This window comes from Nodosilinea sp. LEGE 07298, assembly GCF_015207265.1.
GTDB lineage: Bacteria > Cyanobacteriota > Cyanobacteriia > Phormidesmidales > Phormidesmidaceae > Nodosilinea.
On the sequence record NZ_JADEXE010000007.1, the window covers coordinates 20,952 to 38,148 of the forward strand.

General features: G+C 58.2%; 6 protein-coding genes and 2 pseudogenes. All 8 read left to right on the plus strand.

What is annotated here, in order from left to right; all coding sequences use genetic code 11:
* The first annotated feature begins 2 nt into the window (after nt 1-2).
* The 8 genes and pseudogenes from IQ273_RS01820 (at nt 3) to IQ273_RS01855 (ending at nt 16,761) form a co-directional block, all read left to right on the plus strand.
* A complete protein-coding gene (locus IQ273_RS01820) occupies nt 3-2,435 on the plus strand; it encodes a glycoside hydrolase family 19 protein (RefSeq protein WP_194021471.1) in 2,433 nt (810 codons plus the stop codon).
* Nucleotides 2,436-2,447: 12 nt separating this feature from the next.
* Nucleotides 2,448-2,891: a hypothetical protein gene (locus IQ273_RS01825; RefSeq protein ID WP_194021472.1), complete on the plus strand. Its 444-nt coding sequence runs from the start codon at nt 2,448-2,450 to the stop codon at nt 2,889-2,891.
* Nucleotides 2,888-3,565, plus strand: a complete 678-nt coding sequence (locus IQ273_RS01830; protein ID WP_194021473.1) for a hypothetical protein — start codon at nt 2,888-2,890, stop codon at nt 3,563-3,565. The genes IQ273_RS01825 and IQ273_RS01830 overlap by 4 nt, the downstream gene beginning before the upstream one ends.
* Nucleotides 3,562-3,852: a hypothetical protein gene (locus IQ273_RS01835; RefSeq protein ID WP_194021474.1), complete on the plus strand. Its 291-nt coding sequence runs from the start codon at nt 3,562-3,564 to the stop codon at nt 3,850-3,852. Before IQ273_RS01830 ends, IQ273_RS01835 begins: the two co-directional genes overlap by 4 nt.
* 2 nt (nt 3,853-3,854) lie before the next feature.
* Nucleotides 3,855-12,413 carry a DUF6908 domain-containing protein gene (locus IQ273_RS01840; protein ID WP_194021475.1) on the plus strand — a complete coding sequence of 2,853 codons (8,559 nt, stop codon included), beginning with the start codon at nt 3,855-3,857 and terminating at the stop codon, nt 12,411-12,413.
* A 90-nt stretch (nt 12,414-12,503) separates the two neighbouring features.
* A complete protein-coding gene (locus IQ273_RS01845) occupies nt 12,504-14,309 on the plus strand; it encodes a bifunctional DNA primase/polymerase (protein WP_194021476.1) in 1,806 nt (601 codons plus the stop codon).
* Between the two features lie 182 nt (nt 14,310-14,491).
* A pseudogene (locus IQ273_RS01850) lies at nt 14,492-15,022 on the plus strand (transposase); the annotation flags it as partial.
* A gap of 821 nt (nt 15,023-15,843) precedes the next feature.
* A pseudogene (locus IQ273_RS01855) lies at nt 15,844-16,761 on the plus strand (IS982 family transposase).
* Nucleotides 16,762-17,197: the final 436 nt, after the last annotated feature.

Consider the following 17,197-nt stretch of genomic DNA (forward strand, 5'->3'; position numbering starts at 1 on the left):
GAATGCTTGCAAAAATCAGCCTGGCCGCCACCCAAAAAGCCTCGACCCTCAGATCGCTGCTGCTCGCCCTGCTGGCTGCCCTCGCCCTCGCTGGCCTGCTAGCCGTCGCTCAGCTCACCCCCGCGCTCGCCCAACCCGCAGCCCCTGTTACCTACCAAAACTTCCTCACCACCACCTTTCGCGACCTGGGCCTCGCCACCACCCCAGGGCAAATCGCTGGCCTGCCCCCTGAGCTGTCGAGCCAAACCGGGTTTGATACCGCCCGCAGCTGGCAACCCGGCGCGGCCTTCACCGACATCCTTCGCCTCGGCGACCTGGGCAGCAGCTTTCTACCCCAGGCCCTCACCCTGGCCGAGATTGCCCAGGCCTCTGGCGTAGACACCGGGGCTGTTTCCCTATCCCAGTTTCACTCTTTATTGCAGCGGCAGACCCTCGGCAGCCTGGCCAACCTAGCCGATGTGCAAGACCTCGCCCTGCAAGACGTGCCCGCCTTGCAGAGCGCCTTCAACGCCGCCGTGCGCCCCGAGCTGCTGACGCTAGCCGGGCAAACCGGAGACTTGCCTGCCGGGGCCATCAACCCAGAGCAATTTGTTCAGCAGGCCCTCAACCAGTTCGGCGTCACCCCCATCACCGACCTGATTTCCTCCCCAGATCACCTCCTGGGCGGGGCCAACCTGGGGGAGATTCAATTTGCTGGGCCAGCCCTCGACCAGCTAGAGGGGTTTACCGTCGGCGACATTCCAGGGCTGGATCAAATTGAGATCGCAGACCTCGACGGCTGGCAAGAGCTAGCGATTAGCGACATTCCAGGGCTTGACCAAGTCCCCTTTGGATCCTTCCCCGGCCTGCTGTCGGGTCTAGTCAACGGGTTTGGCGGCACCCACGATGTCACCTACGGCGACCAAGAGCACACCCAAACACCCACCCAATTCTCGATCACCGGCTCCGACGTAGAAGGGTGGGAGGTGCAATGTGCCCAGGCACGGGGCTGCGCCCACCTGGAGCTAGCTGGGCCAGGCAAAATGCACGGTGCCCAGTGGATCGCCGGGGGTACCGGGCCGGGCCAGCAGATGGTGCGCGGCGGCAGCGGCATTCTCGCCGCCGTCAATGGCGGCATGGAACCCACCGGGCGCGTCCCCTTTGGGGCCGTGTTCAAAGTCGTGCTGTCTGCCACCACCGAGTCGGAGGGGACGGGGCGATTTTCGTTATACACCCGCTTTTGTAGTAATTCATTCTTTGCCCCCCTGGGCTGTACCCCCTACTTTATTGGGCCTATCCCCATCTGGAGCACGACAGAAAAGGGCTTTGTTTTGACCGGCCCCCTGGATGGCAGCGGCGGGGCTTCGGGTGGCCTAGACGTCCCGCCAGAGCTTCAGCGCTACGTCAGCCAAGACCTGGGTGGTTCCTACTATGGTTCCGGCGGATCTCCCGTGCAGATGGATGAGCCCTGCCTGGATAGCTTGATTGGTGCCCTGCGCCATTCCAGTGAAGCCGCCGGGGCGAGAGAGCACATTCCCCGCATCATCGCCGCCGCTAACGAGGCTGGCGTCACCGATAAAGCTCAGCTGGCCTACATCCTCGGCACCGTTTCTACTGAGTTAGAGGGGCGTTGGAGCCCGATTAGTGAGCAGGGGGTAGGTTGTGGCACCTATGGCAGCGGCTGCTACTACGGTAGGGGCTACGTGCAGCTTACCTGGGAGGCCAACTACCGCAAGATGGGCCAGGTGTTAGGCCTCGACCTGCTCAACAACCCTGACCTGGCCAACGACCCCGACACCGCTGCCAAAATTACCGTTATTGGTATGCGCGACGGCCTCTTTACCGGCGTGGGCCTCGGCACCTACATCGGCAATGGTAAGGCCGACTTCCGCAATGCTCGCCGCATCGTCAACGACGCCGACAAGATGGACTATACCGCCCAGCAGTCCCAGCGTTTCTACGAGGCGCTGCAATCGTGCTCGACCCTCGAAACCCAGGCGGGCGGTGGCGGCGACCTCAACGCCAAGATCATGGCCGGGGTCAGGGCCGTGCAGGCTGAAAACTTTAGCGCCTCTCGCATACCGGGAACCAACCAGGGCCGATTGGGCTGCGCAGGTATGGTCAACTACGTGCTGCACAAGGCAGGCATTTCGACCCTGGGCGGTGGCCCCCCCTACGGCAACCTGGCGGTGCGCGGCGTCGAAAGCGCCATCAAAGGCGGTCGCGGCATTAGTGTCAACGCCAATGAAGCCCAGCCCGGCGACCTCAATGTGATTGATATGGGGGGCGGACGACAGCACATCGGCGTCTGTATGAATGTGGGCTGTACCCAGGTGGTATCCAACAGTTCATCCAAGGCAGCCAGGGGCGAGGCCTCGTTTACCTGGGTGTCCGATGGCTATTTCTCGCCATCCTATGGGGGCGGGCGACGGGCGATCTATCGAGTAACCAATTAGTGAGGCTGGCAAATGTTTGATCGATTTCTACGAAAAGCGCTCAACGTCTTTGAGAGTAGACCCTCTGCTTGGGCGGTCTTTGGCCTGTGTTTGGCCCTGGTGCTGCACACCATCATTTTTGTTCTGCCGGTCACGGCCCAAGACAGCCGTGAGATCACCTTCTCGGGGCGCACTCCCCGTGCCGCTGTGCAGGCGCTGCTCGACGACCAGCGCCCCCCCGAGGTTGATGCCGAGATTGGCACCCTCTCCCAGACCGGCGACTACGGCATTGCCGACTACTGGTATGGCGAAGGCGGCGGCATGACCCTGCTGCGCCGAGTCCCTGGTGGCTGGGAAACCTTTTGCGGCACAGGGGGTGCCTACCGGGCCAACGACCTGGTTGACCTCTGCGGCCTGGCGATCGCCGATGCCCAGGCGCTCTGGCAGCAGTACGTTGCCGATGGGGGTGGGCAATGAAGACACAGCTACTAGGTTTGCTGCTGTGCGCCCTGCTCACACTGCCAGCCTTGGCCGGATGTTCGGCGCGGGCACAGAGCGATCGCACCCTGGGGGCCAAGGTAGTGCCGCCGGTCTTTCAGACGGTGGCGGCAGAGGTGGAGGCAGCATCAAACATCCCGGTGCTGCTGCCGACATCTATCCCCGAAGTGGTGCTGAGGGAGCCTGCCCCTGGCCAGGATGAGCCCTTTTACCCCTCGATCGCCAGAGCTGACCGGGGCGGCTACGACATCAACCTCGATGCGATCGACCAGTGCTACGGGGCTGGATACTGCAACTTTGGCGTATTGGGGGCCATCCGCCTCACCGCCGATACCCCCACAGTGGATGAGGAATACTCCTTCTACCTCGACCCCACCTATCAGCCCATGATGCGCAGTGAAGAATCCATCGCTACGGTCACGCTGAGCGGGGGTATTACTGGCACCTTTATCCCCTGGGTCTGTGGAGCTAACTGCAACGCGGCCAAAGTCTTTTGGGAGGAACAAGGTATTCGGTACTTCGTCGGCATTCGCTCGGGTCGAATGCGCGATGTGGTGGCGATCGCCAACGCCATGATTGAAAATCAGCCTGCGTCAGGAGTACCTGACTCCACAAATCCGCAACCTGGTGCCGTTCTTGAGGACACGAAATGAGCCATACAGACCCGTTCGGTAGCCCTGGACAACCCGCGCAACTCTCCCCTGAGTGGCTGGATCTTCTCTACTCTGTCTGCCCCACCTTACCGGAGGACGACTCTGGGCCAGAGGGCAAACCGGAAACGGGGTTACCGATTCCGGCTGATGACCCGTTCTGGGATCAGGCAGCGGCCTTGGGGTATGACCGTCCCGATGCAGAGCCGGTCTTCTATCCCCCCGTCAGCGACGTGCTGATGACTTCGTTTCTAGATTCTGTATTTGGCCCACCTTCTGCCGATCTCTAGCGATGGACGTCAACGATCAAATTGAGCTGACCCGTGCCTACGGCGATCACTTTAGAGCGGGCCATGCCTTCCGCAATATTGTGGAGGCCAGGGCATTTGCGGCGACGGTTCTGGGGGTGCCCGTCGAGCCCTCGACCATGCTGGCCAAGGAGGTAGATGAGGCGATTGAGTCAGGGTTGGTGCAGGCGGCTCGGCAGATAGTAGCGCAATCCGAGGGCGATCACCTCCTGGCCTTTGACGACCTGCTATCGCTCTATGAGGCTCAGCCCAACCTGCTGGTCCGAACCTCCGACAGCATGGCTCGGCAGGCCTACTCTACCCCGTTGCCCATGGCCTTTGTAGCAGGGCTGATTGCCCAGGTTCACCCCTCGGTAACCGTCTACGAACCCACGGCGGGCAATGGCTCCCTGCTGCTGCTGGCCGAACCAGCCCAGGCGATCGCCAACGAGCTCCATCCCCCCCGTGCCGCCCAGCTGCGCACCCAGGGGTTTACAGTCACCGAACACGACGCCACCCAGTACCGACCGGATCGCCCCTACGACGTGCTGGTGAGCAACCCTCCCTTTGGGCAGCTGCGCGAGAACGGTACCGGGCCGCCCCAGCGCTGGCAGCATGGCCCCGTCAGCACCCAGAAGATCGACCATGCGATCGCCCTCCAGGCATTACAGGGGCTTTCCCCAGAGGGTAGGGCGTTACTCATCATCGGCGGCCACATGGGCAATGCCAGCGCCCGCCAATCCGCCTACCGGGGTCAGGCAGACCGCAGTTTCTACTCATTCCTCTACCAACAGAGCGGCTGGAAGGTAGACGATCACTTCACCCTGCACGGCTCGACGTACCGACGGCAGGGAGCCGGGTTTCCCATCGACTTCATCTCCATTGCGGGCCAAGGCTCCACTGACCTGAGGCTGCCCGGCGCTCAAGCCCCCCGCATCTATGACCGATACGACGATCTCCGAGAGGTAGTCATCCATGCCGCTAGAACCTACGACGCAAAGTATCTGGAACTCTCCCCTCCCGTTGAGCTACGCCCTGGATCACCCCGACGAGCCGGTTCAGGTCTGGACGCCAACCCGGTGGCCAGCGATGACCCAGGCCGAGGCCGGAACCTGGTGGACGACGGTGCCGGTACCCCCCAACTCACTGTTGATGACTCTGGAGGATTACCGCGCCCGCTTGCTCTGGCTGTTGGAGGTGAAGCTGTCCCAATTCCTCATGGACAGGCAGGCGGAGGGGATGACGTCCAGTCAGGCGATCGCCTTGGTCAATCAACTGATCAACGCGGTGCTGCCGGAGGCCCACTGGATGCCGGGAACCGTGAGTCCGCTGGCCCGCCTGCTGAATTTGGATTACTCACCTCTGCGGGAGCTGTTGTTTCCCCAGGGAGTGGACGAGTTTCCAGTCCTACCGGAGGCGATGGCGACCGACACTCTGGAGATGATCACCGACAGCTGGAACCTGATCGACTGGCTGAACAACCTGCAAGCCCTGTTGATGGAGGACTCCCGATGGTAGCTCAAGCGAATACCGAGGAGGATATCCTCCAGCAACCCCAGGATGATGCCGTCACCCTGCCCTACAGGCCGCGATCGCAGGGCTACTCCCTGGGAGTATTGGCCCCCGCCTCAGCGATTACGGCCTACGGCAACGTGTTCGACCGTATCGAGGCGACTACGGGTCTGGGAGTCGATGCCTACGTCCAAGACCGACTGCAAGAACCCGACCTCGACTCCCTCTATAGCCACTACGCAGCAGAGCAGATCGACACCCTGGCCCTGGCCATCTACAACCACGAGTACAAGCAGCAGGCGACGGTTGTCGGGCATGATACGGGCATTGGCAAAACCCGGATCGTGGCGGGCCTCTGCCGCTACGCCCAAAACCAGGGGCTAACGCCTGCGGTGGTGACCGCTGACCCCACCCTCTACAAAGACCTGGTCTACCGAGATGGGCCAGACACCGGCAACCAATTCCGCCCCTTTATTACCGACAATGGCCTGAACGTGCGGGTCGAAGATAGCCAGGGCGAACTGATTGGGCGGATTGAAACCCCTAAAAAAAATGGGGTCAATGTCCGTCGGTTTACCGAGCTGGGCACCATTGGCGACCACAACCTGTTGATGAGTACCTACGGGCAACTCCAGGGGCTAGCCAGCAAAGATCGGCGGGCACTGTTCGAGGCGCTGGCCCCTAACCTGTTTTTGATTGCCGACGAGTCCCACAAAGCCGGTGGCCCAGCAGGAGAATTTGAGATCAGCAGCTACGAGGAAGCCGCCAGGGCCAAGAAGATGGCCGCAGGCAAGTTTATCGCCCCGGTGACCGAGTTTTTTCAAGATCTCACCCAGCGAGTGGGCGGGTTTGTCGCTAGCTCCGCAACGGCGATTAAAGAGCCGGTGGTCGCTGCCCGGCTGTTCTACCACACCACTGACTTCAAAGATGCCGCCGAAGACCAAAAGACCTTTGCCGGGCACCTCCAGTCCGGCGGGGCCGCCATGCAGCAAATGGCCTTTGGGCTCTGGTCAGAGGCGGGTGGGTGCATTCGCTTTCAAAAAGATTACTCCGGCGTTGACTTCAGCCCAGCCCCAGTGGCCGTCAGCCTGGATCGCGCCGAGGCCAATATTCAGCTGATGGCGGCCATCAACCGCTTTGATGAGTACAAGCAAGGCCTGCTCGAAGACCTCGACGCCCGGATGGCTGAGACCGGCGAAGCTCTGTTCCGCCATGACACCCATGTGGGCTATGCCGGAGTTGAATCAACGACTTTTACCTCGGTGGTGCACAACCTGGGAGCCATCTGCGCGATCGCCCTCAAGGCTGAGGCTACAGCAGATCTGGCGATCGCAGAGCTAGAGGCTGGGCGCAAGCCGGTGATCATGCTTCAACGCACTGGGGAGTCGGTGCTCAAAGACCTGGTGAAGCTTACCAATGGGAGCATCGAGACCCATAACGCCCTCTTTCCCGATGACCAGCGGTCTATCCTCAAGCCGGGCGATGCCTTTGACATTACGGCAGGAGAATACTTCAAGCGATACCTCGACGCGGCTCGAACGATTCGGATTGTCGGTGCCCATGAGGATGAGGGCGGCGGTAAAGTCATCCTGCCCCACTACCTGACCGACGCCGAATTGGGCGAGCGGGGGGTCGAAATGTATAACCAGGTGCTGACGGCGATCGAGTCTAGCGACTGGACAGGGCTACCTGCCGACCCCATTGCCTACATGGAGGCCCGCATTCGACAGGCGGGCTACAACGCGGTGGAAATGACCGGACGGAGCCAGCGGCTGGAGTACCAACCGACTGAAGACGGGCAATTTGTGACGACCTACCAGGCCCGTAAGTCGGGGGCCGCTGCCAAGGTAGCGACGATCGCCGGATTCCAGAACGGCACCGTCGATGCGGTGATCACCAACCTGACCACCGGCTACTCGCTCCATGCTGCGATCAATGGGGCCACAGACCTCAGGCGTCGCTCCATGCTGATTCTTCAGGCTCACCCCGATGTCAACCAGTGTGAGCAGTCGATTGGGCGCACCCATCGCAGCGGGCAGCTCGACCCAGAGGTTCACCCCGCTACCGGCACCGACTCTGCGGGTAATCCCCTGTGGGGTCAGAAGGCCGGTGAGTTTGGCCTGCCCATGTTCAAGCTCGTCTACGGGGAAGGATTGCCCACCGAGGCCAGAGCCATGGCCGTTTTGATGAACAAAATGCGGGGGCTCAAGTCCAACACCGCAGGCACGGGCGAAAGCCAGTTTTCGGGGGCCGATGTGCCTGACTTTTTGAACAAGTACGGCGACCAGGCAGCGGCCAACACCATGGCAGCGATGCCAGAGGTCAATCAAACCCTGGACTACCCCTGTAGCCCCCCTGACAAGGATGGAGATGTCAGCTATGGCGATGTGCGCAAGCTGACCGGACGGGTGGCTATTCTGTCGAGCGATCAGCTGCCGACCCCAGATGATCCGTACCCATCCCTGGCCCTTCAGGGTGAGGTTTACGACCTGTTGATCTCCGAATACAACGGCCTCAAGAATCGGCTAACCGCGATGGGGGCCTGGGATCTCGATGCTCAAAAGATGGATCTAGACGCCAGGCCCCTGCGCCGCAAGATGCTCCATAACGGCGATGGGGGCAACCCGTTCCGGCAGCCCGTCTACGCCTTGGAGGTGGAGGCCAAGACCGGGGGCAAACCCCAGACTACGTTGCAGGTGGTGCAGTCAGTTTGTGATGCCTTGGAACTAGCTAAACCCGACGACCTGGAGGGGGTTGAACTAACGGTTGAGGGTGCGATTCGCCAGGCCGGGCAGGCTCATGCCCAGGAGACGGTGGCGCGGGTGACCGCAGAGGGCGAAGCCTTCCGGGAGGGCAAAGCTGAGCATTTTACAGAAGCTCTGAACCGGGCTCGACAGCAGCTTGAAGATGCCAATACGCGTCGCGAGGGGCTGAGGGATGAGCGTGATCAGTTGACCACAGCTCTAGAACAGGTGCTCCCAGAGTACACCGCCGCCAGGGAAGCGCTGAACCAGTCGGGAGCGGTGACCCCAGAGCGGGAAGCTGAGCTGGAAGGCCAGTATGAGCAGCGCCGGGTTGATATGCGTAACGCCCTCAAAAAAGTTGAAGGGAAGCTAACCAAGCAGGATCAGCGGGTCAAAAACGCTGAGAAGAAGGTCGCCGATGCCGAGAAGGATAAAGCTCAGAGCGCCATGATTTTAACGGCCCAGCAGAACGGTGTCCTTGGCAAGCTGCGGGAGTTTCCCATCGGCGCTCCGGTACAGTTGGCCTCCCTCGATACCAGCCGGGCGCTGCCAGGGGTCATCGTCGGAGTCACCCGCCAGCAAAATGCCTCCAACCCAATCAACCCTGGGTCATGGCGATTCAGGATTGCCCTGGCGGACGAGGCCGGAGAACTGTCGGTCAAATTTAACGAACTTGGCCGAGATGTCTCGCTTAAGCCCCAGGAAAATTCCTTTGTCTTCAAGAATCAGCCGGGGCAGGTGTTGCAGCAGTACACCGAGGTGCCGACCTACAGCGTCTTTGACGAAAAGCAGATGGCCTCCCGCGAGCATCGCATGATGGTGGTGGGCCAGGTGCTCAAGTCTGACCTCGTGGGTCGGTTTGCCCTCATGCAGGACAACGAGGGGGAATACCACCCGGCCTACCTGCTGGCCAAGGGGATCGATGCTGGAGAGATTGATAACCGTCCGATCTCGATTCAGCAGCCCGATCAGTTGATGGCATTCCTCTCGGCAACATCGAGGGCGGCCAGCTTCACAGATCGCGATGGCGTTCTAGACGCTGAGTTTAACCTGCGCAACGAGCTGGTCTTGACGGTGCCCACCAGCAGCGCGGGTAAGAAGTTTTACCAAGACCGCGAGCTGCTCGACCTGGCGCAGGGGGAGTTTGTCTCGGGGACTCGACGAGTGGAAGGCGACAAGCCAGGCCGCACCACCGAAGAGAAGATGATGCAGATCAAAATTGGCGATGCCAAGGCCCAGGACGATGTGCTGGCCTACCTCGTTACCCGGCGCGGCATCAAGGCTACATCGCATCTGGAAGAGGCGACCGCTGCGGTGGGTGGAGAAACTGCAGGCTGGGAACCAGCAACCACCTGGCTCCCCGTGGGTAACGAAGTCACCAGCAGTGACCGGAGTCGGGCCATTCACCCCATTTTGCGGGCCGAACTGGAGCGCAACCCTGGGCTCATCCCTGAACCTGGCGAGGACTCATCCCCCAGCCGCTGGGAGGTGATGAATGCTGTTTCCGATCGCCTGTATTCCGGCAGCAACCTGGCCGACCTCAAGGCCGAATTCAACCTCTACGAGCCACCCCCGCCCGCGTTGACCTTTGACACCCTGGTTAAAGGCGGGGTGCTCCAGACTGACGGGCAACCCCTGCACCCAGAGGCGATCGCCTTCCATGAGTATCTCGGTGACTCGTCTAGCGGTGCGACCCCTGATGTCTTGATGCAGCGGGCCGTAGAGACCCTGGGTGGCGAGATATCCCCGGATAGGGCGATTGAGGCGATAGGACGCACCTACCGTTGTCTGAGCGATCACCTGGAGGCTGGCCTGGATCTGGAGATGGCTAAGTCCGCCATGGACAACGAAGACTCTGCCTTCTTGGGACAGTTTGCTGCCGATAGCCCTGAGATGGAGGAACGCATTGCCGAGGCTGTGCGCCAGGTTGTCGCAGAGGCCTTTGATGAGGCGATCGCTGCCCAGGCCCAGGAGCAACAGGATGAGGCTGTGCAGCAGGCGGGCCGACAGCGGCTGCGCGAGATGTCCCGCGAGGGTGGCCCCCAGGTGCTGGCACCGTCGCAGCAGACGACCCCGATCGCCCAGGCCGTTACCCGGCTGCTCCAGCAGGGCGGGCTCCAGCAGGCGGTCATGGTCGATGGGGACGACGATTTTCATATCAGAGTGCCGAATGAACCCTACATGGATTTAGTGGTTGAGTCGCACCCCAATGGGGTGGGCGGCAGTGATTTGTACCTGACCCACTACGCCACCGGCAACGGCGATATGTGGATTGATACTGAGATGAAGATGGGCATTCAGCCCGATGGACATCTTCAGTTCGTTGAGACTGCGGTGCAAGGGTCTAATGGCGGCGAACTGCGTGCCCCCGATCGCGCCTTTGGCATGATATTTGCTCAGAACTTGCTGGAGCAGGGCTTTGGTGAGGCGATCGCTGATGCTTATCTGACCCAGTTGGGTCAGGAGGCGATCGCTGAACCGGGTCTCGAATCTGTTGCCCAGCAGCCTCTCCCGCCAGAGCTTGTGAATCCCCTAGAGGTGCTATTCCAGCAGCGCCCCGATCTGTTCCATGGGTTTGATCGGGCTGAATTTGAGGCACTGGCTGCCGACTCGCCTGAAATTCTCTATCAAGACGGTGAGCAGGGCTTCCTATGGTTGGAGGGCCACAATAATCCCTATGCCTATCAGCAAGATGCGGTGAGAGATGCCTTGGCCGGGGCCTCGATTTCCCCGCCCGAGTTCCTGGCTGAGGATGCCCCTTCAGAGCCTCACCTAGCATCAGCCCACGACCCGCAGGTTCCCCCGGAGACGGCCCTGGCGGGGGGCATAGGAGCCACAGATATGCGGCCTGCCCAAGATATTTATGACGATCTGGGGCTGGTGGTGCAACCCTTATACCCTCAATCCTCTCAGGATGCGCCTGTCAGCAGCCCGTTGCCGCAGCCTGACCCGCCCACCGATGGAGATGAGGCATTGCTTCCCGATCTTGGCCCTGGGCCACACCATCCCCACCTGAAGCGTTTTGCTGAACTCAAGGCCGATTACCCAGAGGCTGTTGCTTTTGTCCGGGTGGATCAGGCCTATGAGTCTTATGCCGAGGATGCGCAGATCGCGGCCTATGGTGTAAGGCGACCCACTCAACCGATGCAGTGGGGACTTGACCCCGACTGCGAGGGCTTAAGCGTCAATACCGCTGACCTGCAAGAGCAGATTATTCCGACCCTCACCCAGGAGGGCATTACTGTGGTTGTGGCCGAGCTGCACCCGCAGCTGGGCTTTGAGGCAAATGGGGCTGCGCGCGTCTACGAGGCCGACCTAGAGCGGTTTCACGATGCTGTTGGATTTGCCCCACCCCCGGCGGTAGAGGTGCCAACGGGGTCTCTTGGGCTTGAGGCGCTCGAACGTGGTGGCGCTGTACTCACCTTTGAGGCTGGGGAGCGGATTTGGGAACTACAGCTTTCCCAGGATGAGCTGGCCATGGTCAACGCCTCCATGCAAAATGCCAAGGCCGTGGTGCGTGAGAGCGGTACAGAGGTTGGGGCTCAATGGATGGAGCGAGCAGCCAATACTATCGCCACGAAAGCCTTGGGCGATGAGCACGGCGACCCCGTGACCATCAGTGGTGCTGTTGGTCAGCTGATGGCCGAGTTTTATACCTCTCTAGATGCAGCGGTCAATCCTGCGAGTCAAAGTGCTACGCCATTCGAGCGGCAGGCCGATCCCGGTGGAGTAGATCCGTCCCCTACGATTCCCATCGCTGAGCAACCCTCCGTCGATGCTCCGTCTGAGGTGTCGCCGGTTGCCCTAGCAGAGCCGGTGCAAAGCCAAGCCTTGCTCGAAGATTTGCGTGAATGGTATTCCCAGGCGCGGGCCTTGGGGCGATCGCCGTCGCACCTGGGTCGCATTGAACAGATCGGCCAAGCGATCAAATCGGGGCATGAGGGGGAGTACGGCGACGTAGACAGAATGACGCGTCAGCACGACCAAAAGGCCTATCTTCAGCAGGCCGCTAACGTTTTGGCTCAATCTAAATACCTGTTAGCTCAGTTAGGGCAAGATCAGCCCGATGGTTCAAAAGTCTTTGCAGGTAAGACCTATACCCTTCTCAGTCAGGGAGATGAGATCGCCGTTTCGGCAAGAGAAAGAGGCGAAATTTTTAACGCCAAGGGCAGCCGAGTTTTGCACAGTCAGGGGCTGAGTGCCGAAGATGCCCACAAGTTTAGTGCCCAAGTATCTCGGGTGCGACAGGCCCTAGCGGCACAAACTACCCCTCACCCAGCTGCTATCCCGGCTGTTTATGATCGGTAGTACCCATACAGGTTTTGTTAGATGGCCCAGCCTTTGATGTTGATGGACTGCCCCTGAGTCAAGCACCCCCCCATTGCTCAAGGTTCCCCGATGAACGCATTATCGCCATGGCCAAAGCAGCCATCCGTGCAGGATGTCGCGAAGTGGTTGTTGAAAAATAACCTACCGCCGCTCCCCATTGCGCCAGAGCAGGATGCTTACCGGTATCCCAAGGTAAATCTTGACCGCCCGAACAGGGGGATTTATTGCCATACCCCCTTGGTTGAAGTCGATGGGAAGCTTTGCCCGATCTCTAGATTTACCGGTAAAAACCCGAGCTACCTGGATGCCGATGGCCATCCGCACAGTGTCAATCATCGGGACTTTCAGTCTAGGATGCCTAACCCAAGTGAGCTGGACGCCTGGTTTTCCAATCCCCAGAATGGAATTGCCACGCTGGGCAATGAGCGTACCGTGTTCATTGACTTCGATGTTAAAAACTTTGGTTCACAAGACGTTTGTGATGCCGCTGTTCTAGCGTGGGCTGAGACCCATCCTCAACTGAAGCAGACCTACGCTGAACAGACCCATCGAGGCGGGTGGCATTTTATGGTGCAACTGGATCACCCCAAAGACTTTACCAACTTTGCCCTAGAGCCAGGTGGCCAGCATGTGGGTGAGGTGCTTGGAGTCGGCAGGGTCTGTGTACTGGCTCCGACCATTGGCCCCACCGGCAATCCTTACCGGGCTAGGCATCTCGTGGCGGCCCCAGTGGCCGTCGCAGACCTCTCTGCGATCGGGATATTTAAATCAGGGGTTCAGACTGCAACAAAAAACTCTGAGCATGGTATCCCTATTGGCGAGACTATTCCTATCAAGGCTCGGCCACGACGTAAAAAGACGCTGCCAGGGAGTTCGACGGTAGACCTGTCAGATCTGATTTCAGACCGCGCCAGAGACGTTCTAGCAGGCGGTGGCGGTGGGCATAGCGATCGCTCCTATGCGATCGTGTCGCTGGCCCGAGAGACATTTGGCTGGGAAAACTGGGCCAGAGAGAATGGTATCCCTCTGAGCGGGCAGACTGCTGAAGCGCTGACGATTCAAGGGGGATTGGCCCACGGGGCTGACGAGGATCACATTCATAGAATCATGGATGGAGCGTCATTGGAACTGGCTTGCCCCTCCTGTGAGTATCAAGGGGCTGAGTTCCCCTGGGTACGATTACGAAAAGTTTCTCCGACGATGTTCGAGCAGAAGGCTCCGCTGGCCATGGGGCTTCCGGTAGATCGAAGTCGGCTAGACGTGAAGCCCAATCAAATAGTTAATGAGCCCGTCGATCTAAATCATGACTTGTTATGTGCGGCCAGTCGAGTTTTGCATGAGAGAGGGCAAGTTGGATCTAACGATTTGATGCTTGCCTTTGTGGGCGATCAGTATGCCGTAAATCTTGACAAAGAAGGGAAGCTTAGTATTTTGAAGGATGGACGAACTATATTCGTCTATGAGAATAAGAAAACTGTCTTCAATCGATCTCAAGCCAGCGATTCAAAATCACTTCTGGCTGATGCAGAGATTGAACCGGGTTCGCAATCTAACGCAGAGAAACAAGCTACTGACAGGCAGTATCCTTCTAAATCAGTTGAATTGCTAAATCTTGCTGCCTTGATTTTGTCTCGTGCTGGTCAGCCTAGCGAGCTTGGCGGGTTTAAAGTTGAGGGGCGAAGAAACTCAGTCATCTTGACCGAGGAGGGAGTTTTGCTAGCGACTCAAGAAGGGAGAACTGTCTTGAAGGCAAAAGGGTCAGCAATAGAATTTAGTCGAGCATCTGAGCCTGTTTTAGAAGACTTTAGGAATGCAGTCTCTATCTTAAACCAGCAGAATCAGGGACAGACTAAATCCCCGCAGAATCAGATTTAGTCTATATGACAACCTTTGCCACTTCTTTGAGGCTTCTCCAATATTTATTCTTGTCGTTAGCATCGGGGTGCAACACAGAATGATTTTATCAAGCCAGATCATGACCGGATTTTGATAGTTGAGTGAAATGCGGGGAGTCACTCCTTCTATATCGCCAGTAAATGAAGGGATTTATTCAACTTGAGGCTGGACTAAGTCTGGAAGGCTTGAACCAAGCCCTGATTGACCAGGTGAGCGCAGATGACAGCTCCCAGATCGTGGTGGTAGATTGCACCTTCACGGAGAAAAGTGGTCGCCACACCTACGGGCTGGACTGGTTCTACAACGGCAAAACGCAGCGGGCCGAGCGAGGGCTGGAATGGTCGGTGGTCGCGGTCGTTGATCTAGCGCAGAAGACGGGCTATGCGCTATCGGCTCAACAAACCGAAGCGGGGCTGGGTGCTCAGGCCCCCGCTGCAACTGATGCGTCGAAGCCTCCCAAAAGCCGAGTTGACTTCTATCTCGGGCATCTGGCCTATTGCACGGCCTACTTTCCGGCGAGGATTCGCTACGTGGTCGCCGATGGCTTCTACAGCAAGTACAAGTGGGTCACCGGTGTCGTGCAACTGGGCTTCCACTCTATTGGTCGGCTGCGGAGTGACGCCAACCTCAAGTTTCTCTATGAGGGTCCCCAGAAGCGACGGGGCAACCGTCGTCGTTATGACGGCAAGGTGAGTCCACTTTCTTGAGTCAAGATCAGTGCCAAACAAAACACCCCAAGCCGCAGCGATGGCCGGGGGTGTTGACTAGGGTGCATCTTCTTTGGAGTTTCAGGAACTCGCTGCCCGCCTATGGTGCCCTGGTCGGTGGAGACCGATCGCGGGAGTATAGTGCGTTCGGCCAGGTGGCTTAGTCGTTTTTGCTGCTCATGGCTAAGGCCCACTGGCCTTGGGTTACCACTGGGTAAATATAATGAATTGATAGCTTGCCGATCATCTAGAGTTCCGTAGAATTAGCCATGTGTCGGGAGAAACAATAAGGGATAATGTAAATCAGCATGGAAAGCAGGGTCTACCACTTGCTACAAAATCCTTATTATCTTCAAATTAATGCTGTTTTACTTCATACCTGCTAGCATCGTCTTTGCCTTTTGCTCAAGTCTCCTAATAGCTGATAGCTCAAGTCCTAAGGATTTAGAAAGCTGGTTGTTTATCCTTTTGGCATCTTTGATTTGGCCTATTTGTCTACCCTCTATTCTCAGGAAGCAGTATTCCAATTTGCGAAAGCTTTTAGGAGAAGCACCCCACAAAAATCAGGGCTTCAGCCCTGACGCACTCTGATCGCCCACTCAGCAGGCCATTCCCCAGAGTTCATGCTCAGCACCTACGCAACTGGCTTAAGGTGCCCAAAAACACAACCCCTCACCAGTGCAGCGCTGCTGGTGAGGGGTTGTGTCTATGCATCTTTTTTTAGGAACCTGAGTTCGACAAGGGTGAAGTGCAGAAAGAAAGGCTGAGGGTTACGCTCAAAGTGTTGAATTCTAAGCACCTCAGCCATGTCTTTGAGTCTAGCGCGCCTCGACCTGACCGAAATCTTCTGCGATGTTGATGACTTCTACCTGGAGTTTGAGCGGTTCTGTGAACGAGCTATCCCTCGGTTACCGTGCGATGGCCAGCTGAAAGGCTATCAGTCCCGGTTGAGTATCAGCGAAGTGATGACTATTGTTATCGCGTTCCATGGCTCGGGCTATCGGACATTCAAGGATTTCTACAAGCAAAAAGTCCTAGCTGACTGGCGGGATGCCTTCCCCCATTTGGTCAGCTACGGACGGTTTGTAGAGCTGATGCCTTGGAGCTTTATGGCCTTAGTGAGCTTTCTGAACACGTGCTGTTTGGGCGAGGTCACTGGCATTAGTTTCATCGATTCCACCTCGGTAGCCGTCTGTCACATCAAGCGGGCTAAGGCACACAAGAGGTTCAAGGGCTTGGCGGGTTGGGGAAAGTCGTCGGTGGGGTAGTACTTTGGCTTTAAGTTACACCTCGTCATCAACGACCACGGCGAGTTGCTGTCCGTCGCCCTAACACCGGGCAATACTGACGACCGTAAGCCGGTTCCCGACATGACTCAAGACCTGGTCGGAAAGCTGTTTGGCGACCGAGGGTATATTTCGCAGGCGCTCTTTGAGACGCTCTTTGCGCGTGGCCTGGAACTGATTACCAAACGGCGCAAAAATATGAAAAACGCCCTGATGCCGCTGCTCGAGAAGATTCTGCTGTGCAAGCGACCAATTGTCGAGACGGTGAATGACCAACTCAAAAACCTCTGCTAGATCGAGCATTCGCGGCACCGCAGTCCCTTCAACTTCCTCGTCAACCTGGTCTCGGGCCTGATTGCCTGCGCCTACCACCCCGACAAGCCTTCATTGGGTATTCCTGATTATGAGCTTAAAGCCCTGCCACAAACCGCTTTTTAACTGTCGAACTCAGGTTTTAGGAGCATCAGGAATTCGCTGCCCTCCTATCGCTCTTCAATGTCTCTGGCGGTAGATAATTTAGGGTATAAGGGCTGAGAACTAGGTAGGCGTGATGACAGTGCCTCGCATGGCCAAGTCGACAGTGAGATTTGTAGATGACTATTGCGAGAGGTACCGCGACTTATTTGCTGAAGTAAGAAGCTTTGAAGCCTTCAAGCATCTGCACGTGGGGATGATCTCCGAGGCGAAGCGAAAATCATTGCCCGCCATTGCGAAGGTCACAGGCTTACCCAATGTCCAATCGTTGCAACAGTTCTTGGTCAACTCTCAGTGGCGTGCAGGAGACTTGAGGCAACGAGGAATAGAGTTACTTCTTTCAATCTTGGGCCGTCGAAAACTGGGTAGAACTCTAGAGGTAATGATGGATTTGTTAGGG